This is a genomic window from Tabrizicola sp., assembly GCF_041913445.1.
Classification (GTDB): Bacteria; Pseudomonadota; Alphaproteobacteria; order Rhodobacterales; family Rhodobacteraceae; genus Tabrizicola.
In genome coordinates, this window is the sequence record NZ_JAYSFG010000010.1 from 97055 (window position 1) to 122178 (window position 25124).

General features: G+C 68.6%; 20 protein-coding genes. 15 read left to right on the plus strand and 5 right to left on the minus strand.

The window, feature by feature from the left end; all coding sequences use genetic code 11:
- Positions 1 to 9: 9 nt before the first annotated feature.
- Entirely contained in the window at positions 10 to 900 is an 891-nt protein-coding gene (gene folD / locus ACE3Q6_RS13125) for a bifunctional methylenetetrahydrofolate dehydrogenase/methenyltetrahydrofolate cyclohydrolase FolD (RefSeq protein WP_374432992.1), read from the plus strand.
- 41 nt (positions 901 to 941) lie between these two features.
- Here the strand turns inward: folD and ACE3Q6_RS13130 are convergent, their stop codons facing one another.
- From ACE3Q6_RS13130 to ACE3Q6_RS13140, 3 genes are all read right to left on the minus strand, one after another.
- On the minus strand, positions 942 to 1499 hold the full coding sequence (locus tag ACE3Q6_RS13130) for a hypothetical protein (RefSeq protein WP_374432994.1): 558 nt from the start codon (positions 1497 to 1499) through the stop codon (positions 942 to 944).
- A 59-nt stretch (positions 1500 to 1558) separates the two neighbouring features.
- Positions 1559 to 2206, minus strand: a complete 648-nt coding sequence (gene pdeM, locus ACE3Q6_RS13135) for a ligase-associated DNA damage response endonuclease PdeM (RefSeq protein ID WP_374432996.1) — start codon at positions 2204 to 2206, stop codon at positions 1559 to 1561.
- Between the two features lie 79 nt (positions 2207 to 2285).
- Positions 2286 to 4673 (minus strand): ligase-associated DNA damage response DEXH box helicase, encoded by a 2388-nt coding sequence (locus ACE3Q6_RS13140; protein WP_374432998.1) that lies wholly within the window; start codon positions 4671 to 4673, stop codon positions 2286 to 2288.
- A 228-nt stretch (positions 4674 to 4901) separates the two neighbouring features.
- Here ACE3Q6_RS13140 and ACE3Q6_RS13145 point away from each other — a divergent pair, with 228 nt between their 5' ends.
- From ACE3Q6_RS13145 to ACE3Q6_RS13170, 6 genes are all read left to right on the plus strand, one after another.
- A complete protein-coding gene (locus ACE3Q6_RS13145) occupies positions 4902 to 5714 on the plus strand; it encodes a YmdB family metallophosphoesterase (protein WP_374433001.1) in 813 nt (270 codons plus the stop codon).
- 110 nt (positions 5715 to 5824) lie between these two features.
- Entirely contained in the window at positions 5825 to 6694 is an 870-nt protein-coding gene (locus tag ACE3Q6_RS13150; protein WP_374433006.1) for a DMT family transporter, read from the plus strand.
- Positions 6694 to 8472 (plus strand): SLC13 family permease, encoded by a 1779-nt coding sequence (locus ACE3Q6_RS13155; RefSeq protein WP_374433009.1) that lies wholly within the window; start codon positions 6694 to 6696, stop codon positions 8470 to 8472. Before ACE3Q6_RS13150 ends, ACE3Q6_RS13155 begins: the two co-directional genes overlap by 1 nt.
- A gap of 10 nt (positions 8473 to 8482) precedes the next feature.
- Positions 8483 to 8848: a hypothetical protein gene (locus tag ACE3Q6_RS13160; protein ID WP_374433011.1), complete on the plus strand. Its 366-nt coding sequence runs from the start codon at positions 8483 to 8485 to the stop codon at positions 8846 to 8848.
- Positions 8849 to 8961: 113 nt separating this feature from the next.
- A complete protein-coding gene (locus ACE3Q6_RS13165) occupies positions 8962 to 9702 on the plus strand; it encodes a YebC/PmpR family DNA-binding transcriptional regulator (RefSeq protein ID WP_374433013.1) in 741 nt (246 codons plus the stop codon).
- 271 nt (positions 9703 to 9973) lie between these two features.
- Positions 9974 to 10180 (plus strand): cold-shock protein, encoded by a 207-nt coding sequence (locus ACE3Q6_RS13170; protein WP_149588885.1) that lies wholly within the window; start codon positions 9974 to 9976, stop codon positions 10178 to 10180.
- 54 nt (positions 10181 to 10234) lie between these two features.
- On the opposite strand, the gene ACE3Q6_RS13175 is transcribed toward ACE3Q6_RS13170, so the two are convergent.
- On the minus strand, positions 10235 to 11107 hold the full coding sequence (locus tag ACE3Q6_RS13175; protein ID WP_374433016.1) for a LysR family transcriptional regulator ArgP: 873 nt from the start codon (positions 11105 to 11107) through the stop codon (positions 10235 to 10237).
- Between the two features lie 83 nt (positions 11108 to 11190).
- Here ACE3Q6_RS13175 and ACE3Q6_RS13180 point away from each other — a divergent pair, with 83 nt between their 5' ends.
- The 8 genes from ACE3Q6_RS13180 to galE all read left to right on the plus strand — a co-directional run bounded on the left by ACE3Q6_RS13180 (position 11191) and on the right by galE (position 24010).
- Entirely contained in the window at positions 11191 to 11574 is a 384-nt protein-coding gene (locus ACE3Q6_RS13180) for an ACT domain-containing protein (protein ID WP_374433018.1), read from the plus strand.
- A complete protein-coding gene (locus ACE3Q6_RS13185) occupies positions 11567 to 12172 on the plus strand; it encodes a LysE/ArgO family amino acid transporter (protein WP_374433020.1) in 606 nt (201 codons plus the stop codon). Before ACE3Q6_RS13180 ends, ACE3Q6_RS13185 begins: the two co-directional genes overlap by 8 nt.
- Positions 12173 to 12335: 163 nt before the next feature.
- Complete coding sequence (locus ACE3Q6_RS13190) at positions 12336 to 13256, plus strand: DMT family transporter (RefSeq protein WP_374433022.1); 921 nt, start codon at positions 12336 to 12338, stop codon at positions 13254 to 13256.
- Between the two features lie 298 nt (positions 13257 to 13554).
- The gene (locus ACE3Q6_RS13195; protein ID WP_374433025.1) at positions 13555 to 16689 is read left to right on the plus strand and encodes a DUF2793 domain-containing protein; all 3135 of its coding nucleotides are present in this window, start codon (positions 13555 to 13557) and stop codon (positions 16687 to 16689) included.
- Between the two features lies 1 nt (position 16690).
- On the plus strand, positions 16691 to 17062 hold the full coding sequence (locus tag ACE3Q6_RS13200; protein ID WP_374433027.1) for a hypothetical protein: 372 nt from the start codon (positions 16691 to 16693) through the stop codon (positions 17060 to 17062).
- 90 nt (positions 17063 to 17152) lie between these two features.
- A complete protein-coding gene (locus tag ACE3Q6_RS13205) occupies positions 17153 to 18457 on the plus strand; it encodes a UDP-glucose/GDP-mannose dehydrogenase family protein (RefSeq protein ID WP_374433029.1) in 1305 nt (434 codons plus the stop codon).
- A 126-nt stretch (positions 18458 to 18583) separates the two neighbouring features.
- Complete coding sequence (locus tag ACE3Q6_RS13210) at positions 18584 to 23008, plus strand: hypothetical protein (protein ID WP_374433032.1); 4425 nt, start codon at positions 18584 to 18586, stop codon at positions 23006 to 23008.
- Between the two features lie 15 nt (positions 23009 to 23023).
- Positions 23024 to 24010, plus strand: coding sequence for a UDP-glucose 4-epimerase GalE (gene galE, locus ACE3Q6_RS13215; protein ID WP_374433035.1), 987 nt, complete (start codon positions 23024 to 23026; stop codon positions 24008 to 24010).
- Here the strand turns inward: galE and ACE3Q6_RS13220 are convergent, their stop codons facing one another.
- Positions 24011 to 25117: a hypothetical protein gene (locus ACE3Q6_RS13220; protein WP_374433038.1), complete on the minus strand. Its 1107-nt coding sequence runs from the start codon at positions 25115 to 25117 to the stop codon at positions 24011 to 24013. It abuts the gene before it with no gap.
- Positions 25118 to 25124: the final 7 nt, after the last annotated feature.

The window sequence follows — 25124 nt, forward strand, 5'->3', positions numbered from 1 at the left end:
GGATACGGGATGACGGCCAAGGTGATCGACGGCAAGGCCTTTGCGGCGAATGTGCGGGCGCAGGTCGCCGAGCATGTGACGCGGCTGAAGGATGAACACGGGCTGACCCCCGGCCTCGCGGTGGTGCTGGTGGGCGAGGACCCGGCGTCGAAGGTCTACGTCAAGAACAAGCACGCCTCGACCATCGAGGTCGGAATGGCATCCTTCGAACATCGCCTGCCGGCAGAGACGTCGGAGGCAGAGCTTCTGGCGCTGGTCGACAAGCTGAACGCGGACCCGAAGGTGCACGGGATTCTCGTGCAATTGCCGCTGCCGGGGCATCTGAACAGCGAGCTGGTGATCAACCGGATCGACCCGGCGAAGGATGTGGACGGATTCCACATTTCGAACGTCGGCCTCCTCGGCACCGGGCAGAAGTCGATGGTCCCCTGCACGCCCTTGGGCTGCCTGATGATGCTGCGGGATCATCATGGGAAGCTTGCAGGCCTGAATGCCGTCGTCGTAGGGCGATCGAACATCGTCGGCAAACCGATGGCTCAGCTTCTGTTGGGCGACAGCTGCACGGTCACGATCGCGCACAGCCGCACCAAGGACCTGGCCGAGGTCTGCAAGCGGGCGGATATCCTGGTGGCAGCCGTCGGGCGGCCGGAGATGATTACCGGCGACATGGTGAAGCCGGGGGCCACGGTGATCGACGTCGGCATCAACCGGATCGAGCGCGACGGCAAGGGCAAGCTGGTGGGCGACGTCCATTATGAGAGCGCCGCCGAAGTGGCCGGGGCGATCACGCCGGTGCCGGGCGGGGTCGGACCGATGACCATCGCCTGCCTCTTGGCGAACACGCTGACGGCCTGCTGCCGCGCGAACGGGCTGGCCGAGCCGAAGGGTCTGACCGCCTAGACGCAAGGGAAGGTGGGCGACACGCCCACCCTACGTCCGCGTCACGCCGGGCAACGTGCGAGCACGTCCGCCGGGGCTTGCGGGGCCTGCATGTAGATCAGGTCCTCGCCCACCGGGATCAGCGTCAGCGTCCCGTTCCAGGCGGTCTGCGTCAGCGTCGAGACCATGACCTGGGGCGGAATGTTCTCCAGATTGTCGCCGAAGACCCGGGCCAGCCAACCGGCCTCGTCATAGCGCGAGACATAGCTGGTGCCGCCAACCCAACGCAGGTGGAGCGTGAAGGGCGTGGTCTTGCCGGGCATCTCCAGCTCAAAGCTCACCATCCCCGCGGGCGTCGCGGCAAGACCGACCTTTTCGCAGGCGCTCGCCAGCACATCGGCCTCGGGAAACTGGCCATTAAGGTTCGCCATCAGCGGGCCGACCTGGACCCACTTTCCCGTCATCCCAGCGACGAAGGCCTTGGCTTGGGTCAGCTGCGCCTCGGCATCACTGTCGAAGCCGAGTGTCGGAAAGGTCTCGGTCAGGCGCTGGAAATCCGCGGCTGGGTCGGCGTGGGCCGGCAGCGCGGCAAGGCAGGCAGCAAGCAGGATGGGGCGCATCTTCGGGTCCTCGGTAACGGCACTATTCGGAGACGCTAACACCCAAGGATGCGAACTGCCTAGCGGGGCATGGGGATGGGTATGGCTTTCCGACCGGTAAGGATGGCCAGCGCGTCTTTTGCCATCAGCGTGGCAAGGGCCGGGTCCTCGCAGCGGAGACCCCCGGTGTAGGCGCCGTAGGCGGGAAGGATCAGGCGGGCGGCGTCGGCGAGGAAGCAGGGCCGGCTTTGTCCCGCGAGGCGGGCCTTGGGGTGGTAGTGGCCGGAGATCTCGGCGCGCTCGGTGGGCTCAGCGATGTGGCGGAAGGTGAAGGGCTGGAGTTTCAGCTCTGCCCGGTGCGTGCCGCCAAGGTCGATGGGGCCGGGGTCGTGGTTGCCGGTGATCCAGGTCCAGCTTTTCCCGGCCATGAGGCGGGTGAGCCAGAGACGGGAGGATTCCTCGATCCCGTTCAGCGCCGCGAGGTCGTCGAAGCTGTCGCCGAGGCAGACGACGGTCTCGGCCCTTGTGTGTTCAAGGTCGCGGTCGAGTTTCTCCAGCGTCGCCTGCGTCTCGTAAGGGGGCAGGAGCGAGCCGCCGCGGCGGGCGAGGCGTTCGGATTTGCCGAGGTGGAGGTCGGAGACGGCGAGCGTCCGCCGCGCGGGCCAGTAGAGCGCGCCGGAGGGCATCAGGTGCAGCGTTTCGCCGTGGAAGAAGAGCTCGTGGTGCATGGTTTGTTCTATGCTTGGCGGCGCGCGGGTGGCAAGGGGCGGAGCCTCCGGCGGGGATATTTGGGCAAAGATGAAAGGGTCAGGCGAGGCCTGCGGCTTCCATCAGCTGTTGAGCCTGCGTCATGGCAAGGCGGTCGCGGCCCTCGCCCTGCACGGGGATGCGGCTCGGCTCGAAGAAGAGGGGCGCGGCGAGGGGGGTGACGCGGGAGAGGCGGCGGAGGTCGATGTTGGGGCCGACGCGCGCGAGCATGGTCTCGATCCGGGAGAAGTCGATGAGGCCGCGGAGCGCCTCTTCGCGGGTGATCTGCAGAAGGAGGTGGTCTGGGTCGTAGCGGCGGAGCGTGTCGTAGAGGATGTCGGAGGAGAAGGTGGCCTGGCGCCCGGTCTTGCGGCGGCCCTGGTGGCTGCGTTCGATGAGGCCCGCGATGATCGCGGTGTCGCGGAAGGTGCGCTTCATGACCGCGTTCCCGGAGAGCCATTGTTCGAGCCCGTCGCGGAGGGTTTCGAGGTCGAAGAGGGGTCTGGGGTCGGTGACCGGGTCGAGGCCCCAGATGAGCGTGGCGTAGTCGGTGGCGACGAAGCCCAGGGGGGCAAGGCCCTGGAATTCCATCTGTTTCGTGACGAGGAGGCCCAGGGTCTGCTGGGCGTTGCGGCCGGCGAAGCCGTAGATCACCAGGTGTTCGCGGCCGTCGTGGGGGAAGGATTCCAGGAGAAGCGAGTGTGGATCGGGGAGGCGTGAGACCTCGCGCTGGAGGGAGAGCCACCAGGCGGTATGGGCGGGGAGGTCGGGCCAGGTTTCCTGCTGGAAGATGCCCAGGATGCGGTCGGTGAGGAGGGTGGAGGTGGCGAACTTGGTGCCGTTGAAGACGGCGACCTTGGGGTCGCGACCGGGGGTCTTGGAGACCTCCACCGTCATTTCGCGCAAGGATTCGTAGCGGACGATCTGGCCGGCGATCAGGAAGGTGTCGCCGGGGGTGAGGGAGGCGGCGAAGCCTTCCTCCACCTCGCCCAGGGGGGCGCCGTGGCCGCGGAGGCGGACCTTCAGGTTTTCGGTGTCGATGATGGTGCCCAAGTTCTGGCGGATGAGGGCGGCTGCACGGGGGTCGCGGAGGTGCCATTTGCCGTGGGTCTGCTTCAGGCGCTGCCAGCGGTCGTAGGCTTTCAGCGCGTAGCCGCCGGTGGCGGTGAAGTCGAGGCAGGCGTCGAATTCGGGGCGGGTGAGGTGCGCGTAGGGGCCGGCGGTGATGACTTCGGCGTAAAGCTGGTCTGCGTCGAAGGGACCGGCGCAGGCGGTGGCGAGGATGTGCTGGCAGAGGACGTCCCTTGGACCCGGCCCTCGGGGTTCGCCGTCGAGGGTATGGGCGCGGACGGCGTCGAGGGCGGCCTGGCATTCGACGACCTCGAAGCGGTTCGCGGGGACGAGAAGCGCCTTGGAGGGCGCGTTGTAGCGGTGGTTGGCGCGGCCGATCCGCTGGACGAGGCGTTTGACGTTCTTCGGGGCGCCGACCTGGATCACGAGGTCCACGTCGCCCCAGTCGATGCCGAGGTCGAGGGATCCGGTGCAGACGACGGCGCGCAAGGCCCCGGCGGACATGGCTTTTTCCACCCGTTCGCGCTGTTCGCGGGAGAGGCTCCCGTGGTGGATGCCGATGGGCAGGTCCTGAGTGTTCTGCAGCCAGAGGTCGTGGAAGAAGAGCTCGGCCTGGGCGCGGGTGTTGTGGAAGATGAGCGTGGTCTTGTGACGCGTGATCTCGTTCAGGATCGCCGGGATGGCATAGCGGCCGCCGCCGCCGGACCAGGGGGGCGGGGCCTCGGTTTCCAGCATGGAGATGTCGGGGTCGGGGCCGGGGTCGGCTTCGAGGATCGCGGTGTCGGGCGCGAGGAAGCGGGCGAGGGCGGGCGGGTTCTCCACCGTGGCGGAGAGGCCAACGCGGCGGAGGCTGGGGTTCAACGATTGCAGGCGGGCGATCTGGAGGACGAGCTGGTCGCCGCGTTTCGATTCCGCCAGCGCATGGATCTCGTCGACGATGACCCGCTGGAGGCCCGCGAAAATGCGGGGGGCGTCTTCGTAGCTGAGGAGGAGGGCGAGGCTTTCCGGCGTGGTCAGCAGGATATGCGGCGGGTCGGCGCGCTGGCGGCGGCGCTGGGTGTAGGAGGTGTCGCCGGTTCGGTCCTCGACCCGGATCTTCAGACCCGCGCCTTCGATGGGGGTGCCGAGGTTCCTGCGGATGTCGGCGGTCAGCGCCTTGAGGGGGGAGACGTAGAGGGTGTGGAGGCCCGCTGGGGGAGTGGGGCCAAGCTCGGCAAGGGTGGGGAGGAAGCCGGCGAGGGTCTTGCCGCCTCCGGTCGGGGCGATGAGGAGGGTGGCGGGGTCGTTTGCCTTGGCCAGCATCTCCTCCTGGTGCGGATGCAGGGTCCAGCCCTTGGCGGCGAACCAGGTCGAGAGGGCTGGGGGGAGCGTGGTCATGGGCAACAGATAATGCGGCGGGGCGGGCAGGGAAACGGGGCGCGGTGAAATCGGCTCGATTCGGAGCGGAGGAGAAGGATTTGCCCCGGCGGAGGATTTCCACAGAACAATCTTCCCCTTGGGCGGTTGTTCCGGCTTCCGCTTTGCCGCCGGAATAGCGGCGCTTTTTCCGGGGGCCGGGTGTCATTCCGCTTGCCGGAACCCCGGCCCCCGCCTAATCGGGGGGGCATGAGACTGCTTTTCCTTGGCGATGTCGTGGGCCGGTCGGGCCGGACGGCGGTGATCGAGCGGTTGCCCGGATTGCGGGCGGCCTGGGGTTTGGATTTCGTCGTGGTGAACGGCGAGAACGCCAGCCAGGGCGCGGGGATCACCGGGGACCATGCCAAGGAACTGCTTGCGGCGGGGGCCGACTGCCTGACGCTGGGCGACCATGCCTTCGACCAGAAGGACATGCTGTCGTTCATCGAGCAGGAGCCGCGGATCGTACGGCCGCTGAATTTCTCCAAGGTGGCTCCAGGCCGGGGCGCGCGGGTGTTCGAGGCGACGCAGGGGCGCAAGGTCCTGGTGACGCAGGCGCTGGGCCAGGTGTTCATGAAGCGGCCCTTCGATGACCCGTTCAGCGCCTTGGAGACGGTGCTGAAGAGCCACACGCTGGGCGGCGTGGTTCAGGCGGCGATCGTGGATTTCCATGCCGAGGCGACGTCCGAGAAGATGGGGATGGGGCATTGGTGCGACGGGATGGCGAGCCTCGTGGTGGGCACGCATACCCATGTGCCGACGTCCGACACGATGATCCTGGGCAAGGGCACGGCCTACCAGTCCGACGCGGGCATGTGCGGCGACTATGACAGCGTCATCGGGATGGAGAAGCTGGAGCCGCTGCGCCGCTTCCTGACCGGGATGGCCAAGGGGCGGTTCGAGCCTGCGGGCGGCGAGGCCACGCTCTCGGGCGTCTATGTGGAGACGGATGACAGGACGGGACTGGCAACGAAGGTCCGGATGATCCGGGTTGGCGGCAAGCTGCAGGAGTCGGTGCCGTGACGGATGTAGCAGCGGTCCCCCCACCCCCTTCCCCTCCCCACGGGGGGGAGGGGAGGCACCTGGCTGCGACGGCTGGCTCCTGGAAGCCGGGGCGGTGGTTCTTCGTTGCGGTGCTGGTCTGGCTGGGGGTCGGCTGGGGATCCACGCATCCGCTGGGGAAGATCGCCACCGAGACGGGACATGGGCCTTTCGGGCTGATCTTCTGGCAGCAGGCGGTGATGGTCGCGGTGCTGGGCGCGATTGCGCTTGTGCGGCGCAAGGGGATGAAGCTGACGGGGCCGGCGCTGCGGTTCTACGTGATCGTGGCGGTGCTGGGCACGATCATCCCCAACGGGACCTTCTACGCCTCGGTCGCGCATCTGCCGTCGGGGATCATGTCGATCATCATCGCGATGATCCCGATGCTGGCGTTCCCGATGGCGCTGGCGCTGGGGATGGACCGGTTTTCGGAGCTGCGGCTGGTCGGGCTCGCGATGGGACTTCTGGGTGTCGGGCTTCTGGCCGCCCCCGGCGCGGCCCTGCCGGATGCGGCGATGCTGGGCTGGCTGCCGGTGGCGCTGGTCGGGCCACTCTTCTACGCGATGGAGGCGACCTATGTGGCCCATCGCGGGACGCTGGGGATGGATGCGTTGCAGGCGATGCTGGGGGCCAGCCTGATGGGGCTGATCCTCTGTGCGCCGGTGATGCTGATCCTGGACCAGGGCTATTCGCCGTGGCCCCTGGGCCGGGATGACGCGGCGCTGGCGCTGTCCTCGGCACTGCACGCGCTGCTTTACGCAAGCTACGTGTGGCTGGCGGCCACTGCGGGGGCGGTCTTTGCCGCGCAGTCGAGCTATCTGGTGACGGCGGCGGGCATGATCTGGGCGATGGTCCTGCTGGGCGAGCGTCCCAGTGCAACGGTGTGGCTGGCGCTGGCGGTGATGCTTGCGGGCGTCGCTCTGGTGCAGCCGCGCACGCGGTCGAAGGCGGAGAGGGTCTGATGTTCGGGCTTTCTGTCCCCATCGAGTACCAGCCCTGGGTCGCCCTGGTGATCCTGGCGGTGATGTTCGTCCTTTTCGTGCTGGAGCGGACACCGGTCGAGGTCACGGCCATCGGCGCGGCGGCTGCGATGCTGGTGCTGGGGATCCTGCCGGTGAAAGAGGCGACCTCGGTCCTGGCGAACCCCGCGCCATGGACCATTGCGCTGATGTTCCTGGTGATGGGCGGGCTGGTGCGGACCGGAGCGGTGGAATCCGTCGTTTCGATCGTCACGCGCCATGCCGGGGACCGGCCGAAGACCGTGGTCGTGGTCCTGATCGGGTCGATTGCGGTCGCCTCGGCCTTCATGAACAACACGCCGCTTGTCGCGGTGATGATCCCCGTGGTGATGCAATTGGCGGTGAAGATCGGCTGGGCGCCGTCCAAGCTGCTGATCCCGCTCAGCTACATGACGGTCCTGGGTGGCATGATCACGCTGATCGGCACCTCGACCAACATCCTGGTCGACGGAGTGGCGGCGGACCGGGGGCTGGAGCATTTCAGCCTGTTCGAGATCGCCCCCATCGGTATCGCAGTGACCATCGCGGGCGGGATCTTCCTGCTGCTTTTCGGCGACCGGCTTCTGCCGGTGCGGCAGTCGATGGGGGTCCTGCTGAATGACCGGCGGAAGATGAAGTTCTTCACCGAAGTCGCGGTGCCCGAGGACAGCCAGCTGATCGGCCAGCCGGTCCTGGACATCGACCTTTTCAAGCGCGACGGGGTGCGGGTGATCGACGTGTTGCGGGGCGACGCGTCGTTGCGGCGCGACCTGGGGCCGGTGACCTTGCAGGCGGGGGACCGGGTGGTCCTGCGGACCGAGATGACCGAGCTCATGGGCCTGCACGAACGCAAGGACGTGCACCTGGTCGACAAGCTCTCTTCGGTCAACACCGAGACCGTCGAGGTGCTGATCGGCCCCGGCTGCCGGATGGAGGGCAACCGGCTGGGCGACCTGCGGCTGCGGCGGCGCTACGGGGTCTACGTGCTGGCGGTACACCGGCGGAACCAGAACATCGGTCGGCAGCTCGATGACCTGATCGTGCGGGTGGGGGACACGCTGCTTCTGGAAGGCACGGTCGAGGACATCCAGCGGCTGGCGGCGGACATGGACCTTGTCGACGTGAACCGGCCGCGGGTGATGGCATTCCGGCGGGCCAAGGCGCCCATCGCTTTGGCGGCGCTGGCGGGGATCGTGCTGTTGTCGGCCATCGACCTGGCTCCGATCCTTGCGCTGGCCCTGGTGGCGGTGGCAGTGATCCTGGTCACCCAATGCGTGGACAGCGACGAGGCGTTCAGCTTCGTGGACGGGCGCCTGCTGGCGATGATCTTCGCCATGCTCGCCGTGGGCGAGGGGCTGGACCAGTCCGGTGCCGTGGGGATGATCGTGACCGCGGTCGCGCCCTGGCTGGAGGGGCTGGGGCCTTTCGCCCTGATCCTGGCGGTCTATTTCATCGGGTTGGTGCTGACCGAGTTCCTGTCGAACAACGCGGTGGCGGTGATCTACACGCCCATCGCCATCGAGCTGGCGGAAAAGCTGGGCCATGACCCGCGGCCCTTCGTGGTGGCGGTGATGTTCTCGGCCACGCTCGCCTTTGCGACGCCGGTGGGCTATCAGACGAACATGATGGTCTATGGGCCGGGCGGTTACCGCTTCAGCGACTTCACCAAGGTGGGGTTGCCCTTGAACATCATCGTGATGCTGGTGGCCTGCACGCTGATCCCGCTGGTCTGGCCGCTGTAGGAGGACTGACATGCGCAAGCTTCTGGTTGTACTGGCCCTCGGGGGGTGTGCCTCGATGGCAGGCAGCCCGGTGCCGCAAGCGGCGCGGCTGTCGGCGGACGTGCTGACGCTGACCCTGTCGGACGGAACGACCTGCAGGGCGCGCTGGGCCGAGGCCGGGGGCGCGGGGCGGTTCGACAATTGCGGGCCGGGCTTCGGCTATGCGGTGGACGTGGTCGAGAACCCGAACCTCCTCCACCAGCTTTTCACCGGGCTGACCCAGGCGCTGGGGGCCGAGGGCGCGGTGCCGCCCATGGCCGAGGTGGTGATCACAGACGCGACGGGGCGCGACCATGTGTTCGTCTCGCCCCCTCCGGCGGACCTCTCGGACGACTGAGGGGCGGCCCTGCGCGCGGCGGACGACGGCGACCCCGGGGCGCGGGGGTTGCTTCCCGCCGTGGCGGCGGTGTAGAGGACGCCATCACCGAAATGGGACCGAGGTAAGGCCAAATGGCAGGCCATTCGAAATGGGCGAACATCCAGCATCGCAAGGGCAAGCAGGACAAGCTGCGCTCGAAGATGTTTTCCAAGCTGTCGAAGGAAATCACCGTCGCGGCCAAGATGGGGATGCCTGACCCCGACATGAACCCCCGCCTGCGGCTGGCCGTGAAGGCGGCGAAGGCGCAGTCCATGCCGAAGGACGTGATCGACCGCGCGATCAAGAAGTCCCAGATGGGCGATGGGGCGGATTACACCGAGATCCGGTACGAGGGCTACGGCGTCAACGGGATCGCGATCATCGTCGAGGCGATGACCGACAACCTGAACCGCACCGCGTCGAACGTGCGGTCCTATTTCACCAAGTGCGGCGGGAACCTCGGCACCACCGGCTCGGTCGCCCACAGCTTTGACCGGGTGGGCGAGATCTCTTATCCTGCCAGCGTCGGGTCGGCAGACGACGTGATGATGGCGGCGCTGGAGGCCGGGGCCGACGACGTCGAAAGCGACGAGGACGGCCACTGGATCTATTGCAAGGTCGAGAACCTGTCGGAAGTCTCGGACGCGCTGGAGAAGGCGCTGGGCGAGTCCACGGAATCGAAACTGGTCTGGAAGCCGCAGACCCGCACCGAGGTCGACCTTGAGACCGCGCAGAAGCTGATGCGCCTGATCGACCTTCTGGAAGAGGACGACGACGTCCAGACCGTGACGCACAATTTCGACGTCCCCGAGGACGTGGCCGCCCAACTCTAGCCGCTGATTGTCCCGGGCGCGGCTGAAAATCGCGCCGCGGGCAGAGTTTTCGCAAACTCCGCGTCGGAGCCTTCCAAGGCTCCGGCCGATTTCTTTCAAGAAAGCGGTCCACTTGGCCTTGCTTTGTGCCCGGCAAAGGCGCATGTGGGTGGGGCGTAGCTTCTTCTCTTTCGTTCTGCTGTCTGCTTCGGCCCTCAGTCATTCGATCGCGACGACACTGGGCCAGGCCACCGCAAGCTCGCGGGTGGCAGACATGACAGGAGACATCACGATGGCCAATGGCACCGTGAAATGGTTCAACGCCACCAAGGGTTTCGGCTTCATCGCCCCCGCAGGCGGTTCGAAGGACGTGTTCGTCCACATCACCGCTCTGGAACGCGCGGGCATCCGCTCGCTGCCCGATGGGCAGGCCGTGACCTATGACATCGAGCAGGACCGCAACGGCCGTGAATCGGCTGTGAACCTGGCTCTGGCGTAAGCCTTATCCCTTCGGGGGTTAGGGAACGGGGGTGGCGAAAGCCGCCCCCGTTTTCTATTGCACGAGGGCCTGTTTCGCGGCCCGCCGGACCGCCTCGGTCACCGGGGCCAGAGCCGGGGCGGCAAGGCGGGTGAATTGCCAGTGGAGGGCGACGTCGAGCGGTGTGTCCGGGACAAGTTCGACCAGGCGACCCTGGGCCAGGTGGCCCGCCACCAGGAGGTCGGGGTTCATCCCCCAGGCGAGGCCCGCAAGGCAGGCATCGACGAAGGCCTGCGACGACGCGATCCGGTGCGTCGGCAGCGCGGCGCGGGCAAGGCCGCGGGCGGCGGCCCAGCGGGCCTGGAGCTGGTCCTCGTCCGAGAAGGTCAGCGCGGGCGCCTTCCCAAGGCTCTCGGGCGTGACGCCCTGCGGGAACCACCTGCGCAGATACTCCGGTGATGCGGTGGCGCGGTAGCGGAGCCGCCCGAGCGGCAGGGTGTCGCAGCCCGGCAGCGGGCCGGGATGGGCGGTGATGGCGGCCACCACGTCCCCGCGCCGCAGCCAGTCCTGGCTCACGTCCTGGTCGTCGATGACGAGGTCGAAGAGGAAGCCTTCGGTGGCCGCAAGGGCGGGGATGACCCAGGTGGCCAAGCTGTCGGCATTGACCGCGATGCGCAGCGTGGCGGGGCCGGCTGCAAGGCCGAGGTCCTGCGCGAGCGTTCGTTCCAGAAGCGCGATCTCGTCATGGTGGCGGATGAGGCGGAGGCCGGTCTCGGTCGCCTGGCACGGCGTGCCGCGGCGGATGAGGAGGGCCCCGGTCGCCTCTTCCAGCGCCTTGATCCGCTGCGAGATGGCCGAGGGAGTGACATGCAGCTCTGCCGCCGCAAGGTCGAAGGCGCCGCGGCGGTGGACGGCGGCGAGGGCGGCGAGCTGGGCGGGATCGTGCATTAGTAGTGCTTAATCAAGGAGAGGACGATTAACTGGAGTTTCCCGTCTGCGGGCCGTAGGTCAATCGAAAAGGGGAGGGTGCCGTGGCGGAAAGCGATCTGAAGGTATTGTTGGCGACGATGGAGCCGGTCCTGCATCCCGAGCCCTATGGCTATGCGGTCTGGACCGGAGGCGTGGTGCCGGTCGCCCCCTTCGCCACGGTGGCCGAGGCCGAGGGCCTGACGGTGATCGCGCCCCTGGCCGGGATGCGGGCGGCGGGGATGGCGTCGGAGCCCTGGGCGCGGATCAGCCTGACGGTGCACAGCGACCTCGCGGCGGTGGGGCTGACGGCGGCCTTCGCGGGGGCGCTGGGCCGGGTGGGGATCAGCTGCAACGTGGTGGCGGGGTATCACCATGACCACCTCTTCGTGCAGTGGGACCGGCAGGACGACGCGATGGCGGCGCTGTGGGAGCTGTCGCGTGCTTGAGGCGGCGGTGCAGGGCTATTTCGTGGCGCTGTCGCTGATCCTGGCGATCGGGGCGCAGAATGCCTTCGTGCTGCGGCAGGGGCTGCGGCGGGAACATGTGGGGCCGGTGGTGGCGGTCTGCGCGGTCTCGGACGCGGTGCTGATCGGGGCGGGGGTAGCGGGGTTCGGGTCGCTGTCGGCAGCTGTGCCGTGGTTCGCCGAGGCGATGCGCTGGCTGGGGGTCGGGTTCCTGCTGGTCTATGGGGCGCTGCGGTTCCGCGCTGCGCTGCGGGGGGGCGAGGCGCTGCGGCCGTCGGAAGCGGGGGCGGCGTCGCTGAAGTCGGTGCTGGGGACCTGCCTTCTTCTGACCTGGGCCAACCCGCACGTCTACCTGGATACGGTGGTGCTGATCGGGTCGATCTCGGCCCAGCACGCCCCACATCAGGCGGTGTTCGGGGTGGCGGCGGCCTGCGCGTCCGTCAGCTTCTTCACGGCGCTGGGGTTCGGGGCGAGGGCCCTGGCCCCGGTCTTCGCGAGGCCTTCGGCCTGGGTCTGGCTGGAGGTGGGCGTGGGGGTGACGATGTGGGCCATCGCGGCGGGGCTCGCGTTCGGGGGGTGAGGTGTCCACGGTGGACATTTCCCGAAAAAGGAGTGATTACAAGCGGCTGGTCATTTCCGTTAGGGTGGTGTTCACACTGTTTTCGGGTGCGGTGCGCCCACGCGCGCCCGACGATTGACGCGGCGCCTTGCCATTGCCCTCACCTTCGGCTTCTGTCGCGGCCATGCGCGCAGTCAGTGATCTGGGGCGGCCCCTTGAGGGGGCCTTGTGGATGGCGGGGGCCGGGCTTTCCTTTGTGGGGGTCAACGGCATCGTCAAATACCTTGGGACCGAGCTTCCGGCGGCGCAGTCGGCGTTCATCCGGTTCGGGATCGGGCTTCTGTTCCTGCTGCCGGCGCTTTGGGCGATGCGGGGGATGCGGTTCGCCCCCGGCGTCGGGCGGATGTTCCTGGGGCGCGGGGCGCTGCATGTCGTGGCGGTGATCCTGTGGTTCTATGCCATGGCCCGGGTCCCGGTGGCCGAGATGGCGGCGATCGCCTTCCTTGGGCCGGTGATGGTCCTGGTGATCGGGGGCCTTCTGCTGGGCGAGGGGTTGGGGGCGCGGCGGGTGGCGGCGGTGCTGGTCGCGGTGGCAGGCGGGCTGATCGCGGTGGCAGGCGGGCTGATCGTCCTGCGGCCCGGGCTGCGGGAGCTGTCCTTGGGGCATCTGTCCCAGCTGGGCGCGACGGTCTTCTTCTCGATGAGCTACATCATCGCCAAGCGGCTGAGCCGGGAGGCTCCGGCCTCGGTCATCGTGGCGGTGCTGTCGGTGACGGTGACGTTGGGGCTGGCACCGCTGGCGCTGTTGCACTGGGAGCCGGTGCGCTGGGAGCAATATGCCTGGCTTGCCTGCGTCGCGGGCCTGGCGACGATGGGACATTACGCGATGGCGAGGGCGTTCCGGGCCGCGCCACTGGCGGTGACGCAGCCGGTGACATTCCTGCAGCTGATCTGGGCGGCTTTGTTGGGAGCCCTGGCCTTTGGCGAGCCGGTCGAGGTCTGGGTCATCGCCGGGGGAGCGCTGATCATCCTCGCGATCAGCGCCAACACCTGGGCCGAGGCGCGGCGGGAGCGGCAGGCCCCCGCTCTGGTCGAGGAGCCCTGACCGTAGGGTGGGCGTGTCGCCCACCCTACCCTGGTGGCTTAGAGACGCCCGTCGGCACGCGGTTGGGTAGGTCGGGGCCTCCGGCGGGGATATTTCGGCAAAGATGAAAGGCGGGCGGGGCGTTCTGCGGGCAGAGCCGGAGGGTGGGGATGGTCTGAGGGGCGGGGCCGCCGGGCGACCGGGGCGATCCCATGGGTCCGCGCGTTGCGTGGGGTGGGGGCGCGGCGCGCGGTCTGATCAGGCGGTGTGAAGGAAGCTTTCCTAGGGTCCCGGCCAAGGCGATCCCGCGGAGGTTCTGATGCCCGATGAAACGACGATCCTGTCGCTGCCCCTGATCCTTCCGGCGCAGGCGCAGAAGCATGTCACCCACAACGAGGCGCTGGTGAAGCTGGACCTGATGGTTCAGCTGGCGGTGATCAGCCGCACGCTGACGACGCCGCCGCCGCTGCCGACCATTGGCGACCGGCATATCGTGGCGGCGGGGGCGACGGGGCCCTGGGTCGGGCAGACGGGGCGGATCGCGCTTTACACCGAGGCGGGCTGGCAGTTCACGCAGCCGCTGAACGGCTGGCAGGCCTATGTCATGGCGGAAAGCCAGATGGCCTTCTTCAACGGCCTGACCTGGATCGCGCTGTCGGACGGGCCCTTCACGGTGGGGCGTCTTGGCGTCTCGGCCACGTCGGACGCGACGAACCGGCTGGCGGTGTCCTCGCCCGCAACGCTCCTCAACCATGCCGGCGCGGGCCATCAGCTGAAGCTGAACAAGGCCGCCGCGGGCGATACGGCGAGCCTTCTGTTCCAGACGGGATTCTCGGGTCGCGCCGAGATGGGGACGGCCGGGTCGGACGACTTCAGCGTCAAGGTCAGCGCCGACGGGTCGACCTTCTTCACCGCGCTTGAGGCCGATGCCGCCACGGGCGAAGTGACCCTGCCCGAGCCGCTGCATCTGGGTGGACAGGCGGCGGATCCCGCGACGCCGGCAGACGGGACGCTGTGGCTGAACACCACCACGGGCGAGGTGAAGGTGCGCAGCGCCGGGACGACGCAGGTCGTCGGCGGGTCGTCCGGGGGCGTGGTCGATGGGGACAAGGGCGACATCACCGTCACCGGGTCGGGCGCGACATGGACGATCGACGCGGGTGCGGTGACGCTGGGCAAGATGGCAGACCTGGCGACGAGCACGATCCTCGGCCGGGCCTCGGCCGGGACCGGCAGCCCGGAGGCGCTGACGGCGGCGCAGGTGCGGACGGTGCTGAACGTGGCGAACGGGGCGACGGCGAATGCGGCGGACAGTTTCCTGTTGAACCGCGCGAACCATACCGGGACGCAGGCGGCGGCGACCATCACCGGGCTGGCGGCGGTGGCCACCAGCGGCTCGGCTGCGGATCTGACGGCGGGCACCCTCCCCGCCGCGCGGTTCGACGACACGGCTCATGGCAGCCGGGCGGGGGGCGCGCTGCACGCGGTGGCGACGACTTCGGTGGCCGGGTTCATGTCCAGCGCGGACAAGACCAAGCTCGACGGCGTGGCGACGGGGGCGAACAACTATGTCCACCCGAACCATTCGGGCGATGTGACCTCGGCCGGGGATGGGGCCACGACCATCGCGGCCAATGCGGTGGGCTTCACCAAGCTGGCCGACATCGCCACTGACAGCTTGATCGGACGGGATACGGCGGGGACGGGAGACCCCGAGGCGATCACGGTCACCGGCGGGATCGAGTTCAGCGGGACGGGGTCGATCCGTACCTCGGCCTTCACCGGGGACGTGACCAAGGTGGCGGGCGGCACGGCGCTGACCATCGCCGCCAATGCGGTGGACAACACCAAGGCCGCGGACATGGCGGCGAACACGATCAAGGCCAATGCGACGGGGGCGACGGCAGACCCGGGCGACCTGGCGGTGGGCACGAACTCGGTCGTGGGGCGCGTGGCGGGCAACATCGTCGCGGCGCCGCTGGTGGATGCGCAGGTTGCGGCGGCGACGCTGACAAATGCGAAGCTTGCCAACGTCGCGACGGGAACGCTGAAGGGGCGGGCTACGGCGGGCACGGGTGCACCGGAAGACCTGACGGGAACGCAGGCGACGGCGCTTCTGGACACGTTCTCGTCGACGCTGAAGGGCCTGGCTCCGGCTTCGGGCGGGGGGACGGCGAACTTCCTGCGGGCGGACGGGACCTGGGCGGCGCCTCCGGCCGGGGGAGGGGTCACGGACGGGGACAAGGGGGACATCACGGTCAGCGGGTCGGGGGCGAGCTGGACGGTCGATGCGGATGCGGTGACCAACGCGAAGCTGGCGAACATGCCGGCGGCGACGGTCAAGGGCAACGCGACGGGGGCGGCGGCGGATCCGGCGGACCTGACGGGGACGCAGGTGACGGCGCTTCTGGACACGTTCTCGCCGACGCTGAAGGGGCTGGCCCCGGCTTCGGGCGGGGGGACGGCGAACTTCCTGCGGGCGGACGGGACCTGGGCGGCACCTCCGGGCGGCGGTGGCGGCGCGCCGGGCGGGGCGAGCGGGGAGATCCAGTTCAACAACGCCGGCAGCTTCGCCGGCGCGGCGGATGTCGAGATCGAGGGCGGGCAGCTGCGCCTGCCGGCGATCGCGACGCCGGTGGCTCCGGCAGCGGGAGGGGTGAAGCTCTTCGGCCGCGACGTGGCCGGCCGCATCCTGCCGGCCTTTGTCGGGCCGTCGGGTCTGGACAGCTCGCTCCAGCCGCACTACGGGCGCAACAAGATCGCCACGTTCATCCCGGCCGGGAACGGCGCGGCCGACACGCAGACGGGGATCCTCATCTCGGCCACGGGCACGGCCACGGCCGAGAACGTCGCGACGAACAATCTGCACAACTACATGCGGCGGCGGTCCTGGAGGGTCACCACCGCCTCGACAACGGCGGTTGCGGGCATCCGGGGCGGGGCGGTCCAGTTCACCATCGGCGGACCCTCTGCGGGCCTCGGGGGCTTCCACCTGATCTGGCGCTGGGGGCCGGCGACGGGCGTCACCAACGCGGCGCACCGGGCCTTCGTCGGGATGCGCAACACGACGGCGGCGCCGACGGACGTCAACCCGTCGACGCAGACCAACATCTGCGGGATGGGCTACGATTCCGCCGATGCCAACATCCAGTTCATGCACAATGACGGAACCGGCACCGCGACGAAGATCGACCTGGGGGCAGGCTTCCCCAAGCCGAATACCGACCTGACCGCGGTCTACGAGATCGCGATGTTCAGCCGGCCCGGCACAACTTCGGCGGTGACCTACGAGATTACCAACCTGGTGACGAACGCGGTCGCGACGGGAACGGTCACGACCGACCTGCCTTCGACCACGACGCTGATCGCGCCCTACAGCTACATGAGCGTGGGCGGCGTTTCGTCGGTGATCGGCTTCTCGACGATGAGCCTCTACATCGAGACGGACTACTGACATGACCCTGCACGTTCTGTTCACTGACGACGGCGTTCCGGGCTGGATCGGCCCGGCCCCGCGCGAGGGAAGCGAGCCGGTCGAAGGGGTGACGCTGGAGTTCCTGATCGGCCATCGTCGCACGGCCCGGGGCAGATGGGTGGCGCGGGTGGCTCCGGCGCCCGTCCAGCCGACGGCGGAAGAGCTTGCGGCCATGGCCGAGGCGGACCGGGCGGCGGCGCTTGCCGCGCGCGACCAGGCCTTGCGCGAAGCGCTTGCGGCCGAGGCCGATCCGGTCTTCTTCCGCTGGCAGCGCGACGAGGCCACGCGCGAGGACTGGCTGGCCGCCGTCGCCGCGGTGAAGGCGCGCTTTCCGAAACCCCTGTCTGCCTAGCCGCCGCGGGCCGCCCCCATGGGGTGGGCGGCCCGTTTGACAGGTGCCCGCCGCCTGCATAGACAGTCCCCAAGGCATGAGGGCGGCACGATGCGCATCGCGATGGTCGGGACGGGGTATGTCGGGCTTGTCTCGGGCGCCTGCTTTTCCGACTTTGGGCACGAGGTTGTCTGCGTGGACAAGGACGCCGCCAAGATCGCCCGGCTGACCCGGGGCGAAGTCCCGATCTACGAGCCCGGGCTCGAGGCGCTGATCGCCAAGAACGCCGCCGCGGGACGCTTGTCCTTCACGACGGACCTTGGTGCGGCGGTCGGCGGGGCCGAGGCGGTGTTCATCGCCGTGGGCACCCCGACCCGGCGGGGCGACGGCCATGCCGACCTGAGCTACGTGATGGCGGCGGCGGCGGATATCGGGCGGGCGCTGACCGGATATGCGGTGGTGGTGACGAAATCCACGGTCCCGGTCGGAACGAACCGCAAGGTGGCCGAGGCGCTGCGCGCGGCCAACCCTGACGCGGATTTCGACGTGGTCTCGAACCCCGAGTTCCTGCGCGAGGGCGCGGCGATCGACGATTTCATGCGGCCGGACCGGGTGGTCGTGGGCGTCGAGACGGCACGTGGCCGGAAGGTCATGGCCGAGCTTTACCGGCCGCTGTCGCTGCGCGAATTCCCGACGGTCTACACCGGGCTCGAAAGCGCCGAACTGATCAAATACGCGGCGAATGCCTTCCTTGCGACGAAGATCACCTTCATCAACGAGATCGCGGCGCTGTGCGAGAAGGTCGGCGCGGATGTGAAGATGGTGGCCAAGGGCATCGGCATGGACGGTCGGATCGGCGACAAGTTCCTGCACGCGGGGCCAGGCTATGGGGGAAGCTGCTTTCCCAAGGATACCAAGGCCCTGGCGCGGATCGGGCAGGAACATGCCCAGCCGATGCAGATCGTCGAGACGGTGATCAAGGTCAACGAGGAGGTGAAGCGGCGGATGATCGACAAGATCGTCGATCTCTGCGGCGGCACCCTGCGCGACAGGACGGTGGCGGTCCTGGGCGTGACCTTCAAGCCCAACACCGACGACATGCGGGATGCGCCGGCGCTGACGATCATCCCGGCGCTGGTCGGCGCAGGGGCGAAGGTCCGGATCAGCGACCCCCAGGGGCGCCACGAGGGCGAGGCCCTGCTGCCTGGCGTCAAGTGGATCGAGAACCCCTACCAGGCAGCCAATGACGCGGACCTGGTGGTCCTTCTGACCGAATGGAACGAGTTCCGCGGTCTGGACCTGGCGAAGCTGGCCCGGAAGATGGCCACCCCGCAGATGGCCGACCTCCGCAACGTCTACGATCCGGCCGAAGTTCGCGAGGCCGGCTTTACCGCCTATGTCGGCGTGGGGCGCTGAGGCTTTTCGCCAGCTTTGCCGAAAATCGCACGGAAACGCCGTGATCGCGCCCAGATTGCTTCACCGGACGTAATCCTTTGCCGCGCAGTCTTGCCCCTGGGTAATTGGGTGTGACTGGGGCCGGAAGTGATCAACTTTCGTGTGGTAGAGGTATTTACCTCGGCGCCATTGCATATGGTGTCGGGCATCTCGGACCTTGAACTGGTGGAGCAGGGCGGCCGGGTGCTGCTTTACACGGCCACGCGTGCCGGTGGCGGCGTCATGGCGCTGGATGTCACCGGGGCGATGACGGTGGTCGATCTGGAAAGCCTGACACCGGGTGCGGCGCTTCCGGCCGAGGCGGTGCTGGAGACGCTGGTGGTGAACGGCGCGCCGCATCTTGTGGTGACCGGCGGCAACACGGCGGGCGTCATGGCCTATTGCCTTGGCGGGGACGGATCGCTGGCCGCTCCGCTGCAGCTGCCGGGCAGCCTGTCCGGCGCGCTGGCGGCGCAAAGCGTGGTCCAGATCGGCGGGCAGACCTTCTTCTACGCCGCCCGATCGGGCGAAAGCACGATCCATACCTATTCGGTCGCCGCCAACGGGGCGATGACGCTGGTCGGGTCCCGCGTCCTGGACGGGACGTATCCCGGTGTCGACATCTCGTCGCTGATCCCGGTCACGGTGGGCGGCAACCGCTTCATGGTCAGCCTGTCGCTGGATGCGGACGTGGTGCGCACCTTTCCGTTCCTGGCGAACGGGGCGCTGGGCAATCCGCGGGCCATTGGTGCTCCGAACGGGTTGGGCATCGGCGACCCTTCGGACGTCGCCGTGGTCGAGACGGGGGGCACCACCTATCTCGTCGTGGCCTCGGCCGGGTCGTCTTCGCTGAGCGTCCTTGCCGTCGGGGCGGACGGCAGCATGACGGTCGCGGACCACGTGATCGACACGCTGGACACCCGGTTCCAGGGTGTGCAGGCCGTGGCCACGGCGACCGTGGGCGACCGGGTCTTCGTCATCGCCGGCGGCGGGGACGAAGGGCTGACCGTGATGACCCTGACGCCCGAGGGCCGGCTTCTGCTTTGCGGGCAGCTGCTGCAGACGCCGGGCGTGATGCTGGACAACCTCACCGCGATCACGACCCGGGTGGTGGGCGGGATGATCGAGGTTTACGTCACCGGCGAAGGCACCGGGATCACCCGGCTGGAGCTTGACCCCGGCACGCTGACCCCGATTCAGACCGGAAGTCCGGTTGCGGCCGTGATGGGCGGGACCAGCGCGTCGGACATGATTCTTGGCGGCGATGGGGACGAGACGATTCTGGGCGACCAGGGCGCGGACATCCTGTCGGACGGAGCGGGGCAGGATCTCCTCTTCGGCGGGGCGGGTGCCGACACCTTCGTCCTGACCGCGGACGGCGCAGTGGACGTCATCGCGGACTTCCAGCTTGGCATCGACCGGGTCGATCTTTCGGCCTGGGGGTCGATCTATTCGATGGCGGCATTGACCCTTGCCGCGACGCCGACGGGTGTCCGGATCACATACCGCGAAGAGGTGCTTGAACTGCGGACCCCGAACGGCCAGCCGATCTGGCCCGGGTCCTTGCAGCTGCGTGACATCGTCAGCCTGTGGCACCTGTTGCCCGTGAGCTTCGATCCCGAGAACCTCATCTATGGCACGAACCAGATTGATTACCTGCAAGGCGGCTCTGGCGACGACCTGTTCATGGTCTCTGCGGGCGCGGACACGCTGGAGGGGGGCGCGGGCTTCGATACCATCCTTCTGTCGCGGGCGACGGCCGCGGTGCGCCTGAACCTGGAAAGCCAGAACCACAACTCCGGCATTGCCACCGGCCAGGTCTATGTCTCGATCGAGGGGATCGTCGGATCGGCTTACTCGGACCAGTTGACGGGTGACAGCCAGAACAACCGCATCGACGGATCGGATGGCAACGATCGACTGAACGGCGGGCTGGGCAACGACAGCCTGATCGGCGGCAATGGCAACGACACGCTGCTGGGCGGCTGGGGTGCCGACCAGATCGAGGGCGGCCTTGGCCGCGACCGGATCAGTTTCCGCGAATCCGCCACCGGACTTCGGGTCGACCTTGGCCAGCCCGGCCGCAACAGCGGCGAGGCTGCCGGCGACACCTACCTTGGGATCGAGGACGTGGAGGGGTCGGGCTACAACGATACGCTCGGCGGCGATGGTCTGGCCAACCAGATCTTCGGGCTGGAAGGCGACGACGTCATCGAAGGCAGCACCGGCAATGACACGCTGTTTGGTGGAGAGGGTAACGACCGGCTGAACGGCGGTACGGGCGCCGACCGCCTTTACGGTGGCAACGGTTTTGATGTCGCAAGCTACGACACTGCCACGGGAGCGGTCTGGATCGACCTGACCAATATGGCCCTGGCCTTGGGGGAGGCCGCCGGGGACATCTTCCTGTCCATCGAAGGGTTCATCCTGACCAACCTTCCGGACAGTTTCTCCGGCACGGATGCTGCCGAAATTGTCGTAGGCGGGGGAGGGGCCGATACCCTGATCGGCGGCGGGGGCGCGGACACGCTGAACGGCGGGGCGGGGTCTGACCGGCTGGAGGGAGGGCTTGGGCGCGATCTTGCCAGCCACGTGAATGCGGCGGCGGCGGTCTGGGCGGACCTGTCGGACGCGGCCTTGGGCCAGGGGGAAGCGCGGGGCGACGTGTTCGTGGGGGTGGAGGACCTGGAGGGCTCGGCTTTCGGGGACACGCTCGGGGGGGACGGGGGAGCGAACCTGCTTCTGGGGCTGGACGGGAACGACCACCTGCTTGGCCGGGAGGGCAACGACACGCTGGTGGGCGGCGCGGGGGGCGACTTCCTGATGGGCGGTCTGGGCGCGGACCGGCTGGAGGGGGGGGCGGGGTTCGACTTCGCCTCATACCTCGACGGCGGGGCGGTCGTGGTGGACCTGGCAAGCCCGGGGGCGAATGCCGGCGCCGCACTGGGGGACGTGCTGGTGGGGGTCGAGGGGGTGCAGGGCAGCTTTTCAAGCGACGCGATGGCGGGCGACGAGCTGGGCAACCGACTGATCGGGCTTGCGGGCCACGACTACCTGGCGGGGCGGGGCGGATCCGACACGCTGTCGGGCGACGACGGCTCGGACATGCTTCTGGGCGGAGAGGGGAACGATCTTCTGCTGGGCGGCCGCGACAACGACTGGCTGGAAGGCGGCGCGGGCGAGGACAGCCTGATGGGCGAGGAGGGCAACGACACCCTCTTCGGCGGCCCGGGCAACGACACGCTGGACGGAGGGGCCGGGCAGGACATGGTCAGCTACCTTGGCGCGGCCGAGGCCCTGGTGATCGACCTTGGAGCGCAGGGGTCGAATGCAGGCCCGGCCGCGGGGGACCTGCTGCTGGGGATCGAGGAGGTGCAGGGCACGAGCCTTGGCGACCGGATGGTGGGGGACGGCCTCGGCAATGTCTTCCGGGGCGAGGCGGGATCGGACCTGCTTTTCGGCGGCGGGGGCAACGACACGCTCTTTGGCGGCGGGGACGCGGACACGCTGAGCGGCGGGGCGGGGTCTGACCGGCTGGAGGGAGGGCTTGGGCGCGATCTTGCCAGCCACGTGAATGCGGCGGCGGCGGTCTGGGCGGACCTGTCGGACGCGGCCTTGGGCCAGGGGGAAGCGCGGGGCGACGTGTTCGTGGGGGTGGAGGACCTGGAGGGCTCGGCTTTCGGGGACACGCTCGGGGGGGACGGGGGAGCGAACCTGCTTCTGGGGCTGGACGGGAACGACCACCTGCTTGGCCGGGAGGGCAACGACACGCTGGTGGGCGGCGCGGGGGGCGACTTCCTGATGGGCGGTCTGGGCGCGGACCGGCTGGAGGGGGGGGCGGGGTTCGACTTCGCCTCATACCTCGACGGCGGGGCGGTCGTGGTGGACCTGGCAAGCCCGGGGGCGAATGCCGGCGCCGCACTGGGGGACGTGCTGGTGGGGGTCGAGGGGGTGCAGGGCAGCTTTTCAAGCGACGCGATGGCGGGCGACGAGCTGGGCAACCGACTGATCGGGCTTGCGGGCCACGACTACCTGGCGGGGCGGGGCGGATCCGACACGCTGTCGGGCGACGACGGCTCGGACATGCTTCTGGGCGGAGAGGGGAACGATCTTCTGCTGGGCGGCCGCGACAACGACTGGCTGGAAGGCGGCGCGGGCGAGGACAGCCTGATGGGCGAGGAGGGCAACGACAGTCTCTTCGGCGGCCCGGGCAACGACACGCTGGACGGAGGGGCCGGGCAGGATTACCTGGAGGGAGGGCTTGGCGATGACTGGCTTGTGGGTCGCGCCGACGCAGACGTCTTCGTCTTCGCAAGCGGAGCAGACGTGGTGGCGGACTTTCGGGACATGGAAGACAAGATCGTTCTGAACCGGGCGCTATGGTCGGGGGTCGCGCCCACGATCCAGAGCATTCTGGCCGGGGCGACCGTGACCGCCGACGGGCTGGAGTTCGATTTCGGGAACGGGAATACGCTGGACATCGTCGGAATTTTCGACGCAAACCTGTTGGCGGACGATATCTCTTTCATTTGATGCCTGGCGGGTTGGATGACGATTAGAATCTTGGTGACGGGCGGAGCGGGGTACATCGGGTCCCATGCCTGCAAGTCCCTGGCGCGGGCGGGGTTCGAGCCCGTGGTCTTCGACAATCTCTCGACGGGCTGGAAAGATGCGGTCAGATGGGGGCCGCTGGTCCAGGGTGACCTGATGGACCGGGCCAGCATCGACGCAGCGCTGGCAGAGTATCGGCCGGAGGCGGTCATGCACTTTGCCGCCCTTTCGCTGGTGGGCGAATCGATGAAGGACCCCGGCCTGTACTGGCGCGTGAACGTCGGGGGCGCGCTGAATCTGCTTGAGGCCTGCGCGGCGGCGGGGGTTCGGAACTTCGTCTTCTCGTCGACCTGCGCGACCTATGGCGACCAGGACGGGGTTCTCTTGACCGAGGACACGCCGCAGCGACCGATCAACGCCTATGGCGGGTCGAAGCTGGCAATTGAACAAATGCTGCGTGACTTCGGGATTTCAACGGGAATTTCCCACGTCATTTTCAGATATTTCAACGTCGCGGGAGCGGACCCGGACGCAGAGGTCGGGGAACAGCATACTCCGGAGACCCATCTGATCCCCCTGATGCTGGACGCGGTGGCGGGCAAGCGGCCTGCTCTGACCGTGTTCGGCACGGACTATCCGACCCCCGACGGGACCTGCGTGCGCGACTATGTCCATGTCAGCGACCTGGCCGATGCGCATGTGCTGGGCCTGCAACGCCTGCTGGACGGGAAGGGGAGCGGTGTCTTCTGCCTGGGCACGGGACGCGGCTTTTCGGTGCGCGAGGTCATCGACGCCAGCCGGACGGTCACGAACCGGGAGGTGCCCGTCGTGATCGGTGGCCGGCGGCCGGGGGACGCCGCGGCGCTGGTTTCCTCGACCACCCGGGCGATCGAGGAGCTGGGCTGGGAGCCGCAACGCTCGACTCTGCGCCAGATGATCGGAGATGCCTGGGCCTGGGCGCAAAAGCCGGGCTACGAGAAGTAGTCAGAGATCCCAGTCGAGCGCCGGTTTTGGTTTTGGGCTGGAAAAGGGCGCGGCCAGGCCAAGCCACGAGCCGCGCAAGGGCAGTTTCCGCTCGGCGCCCCAGTCGCCGGTGACGGTCAGGACATCGCCATCCAGCATCACCCCCGCAACCGTCTGTCCCGAGGGCCAGCGGACCGCGCCGATCACGTGGCGGATGTCGACGGTGCCCGAAGGATCCAGGATGACCTGGCCAGGTTGGCCTGCGGCAGTCAGCGGGTCTGGCGTTTCGCGCGACGAGAGGCCGAGCATGGGCAGGGCCGCGCCTTCCTCGACGCCCAGGCATCCCCGATGGCGACCGTTCCAGGGGGCATAGTCGCGCCCGCCGTTGGAGTGCCAGAGCATCGTCATCGGCAATTGCGCGGGATTGCGGAGCGAGAGGAACAGGTCGCCCTCGGTCGGCCGGACCACGGCCGTCCAGCCAAGGCGGGAGGCGGGGTCCTCGATCCCAGCGACGAAATCCTCGTGCGCCTCGCCCCAGGGGTAGCGGTGCAGGTTGACCTCGGTGCCGTCGGCGGCGGGAAACTCGGCGGCGTCCTCGGCGCGGCGGGGGTAGGCCAGGCGCGAGCGGCCGCGTGTGGTTTCCAGCGGTTCGGCCAGGCTCTCCCACCAGCGCTTGCGCGAGAAGGAGAGCTTGCCGCCATTGGGCAGCGCGACCATCGCGTGGTTGGCGACGGGAAGCGTGCCGGTGCCGCCGATGAAGAGGTGACGCTGGTAGACGAAGGGGTGGTCGTCCTGGAGGGCAAGCTCCTTGACGACAGTCGCGCCCTGGACGGCGCCTTGCAGCACGGCGCGCAAGGTCCCGTCCGTGGAGGGGACGACGGTCCAGGTGCCGTTGGCAGGCAGGCCGTGCAGGCCGTCGGGGCTGGCCGAGAAGGGGGCGCAGAAGAAGTCTCCAGCCAGCCAGGCCTGATGCGGCGGCGCGTCCGGCGGGACCTCGGCGGCGGACCAGGGGGCCTGGTGCAGCGGCGCGACGGTCGCGCCTTCGTCCGTGATCTCCATCCGCCGTAGCACGCCGCCGCGCGGGATGAAGTCGATGCGGATGCCCTTGGCGGCGAGTGTTTCGGTCATTGCGGCC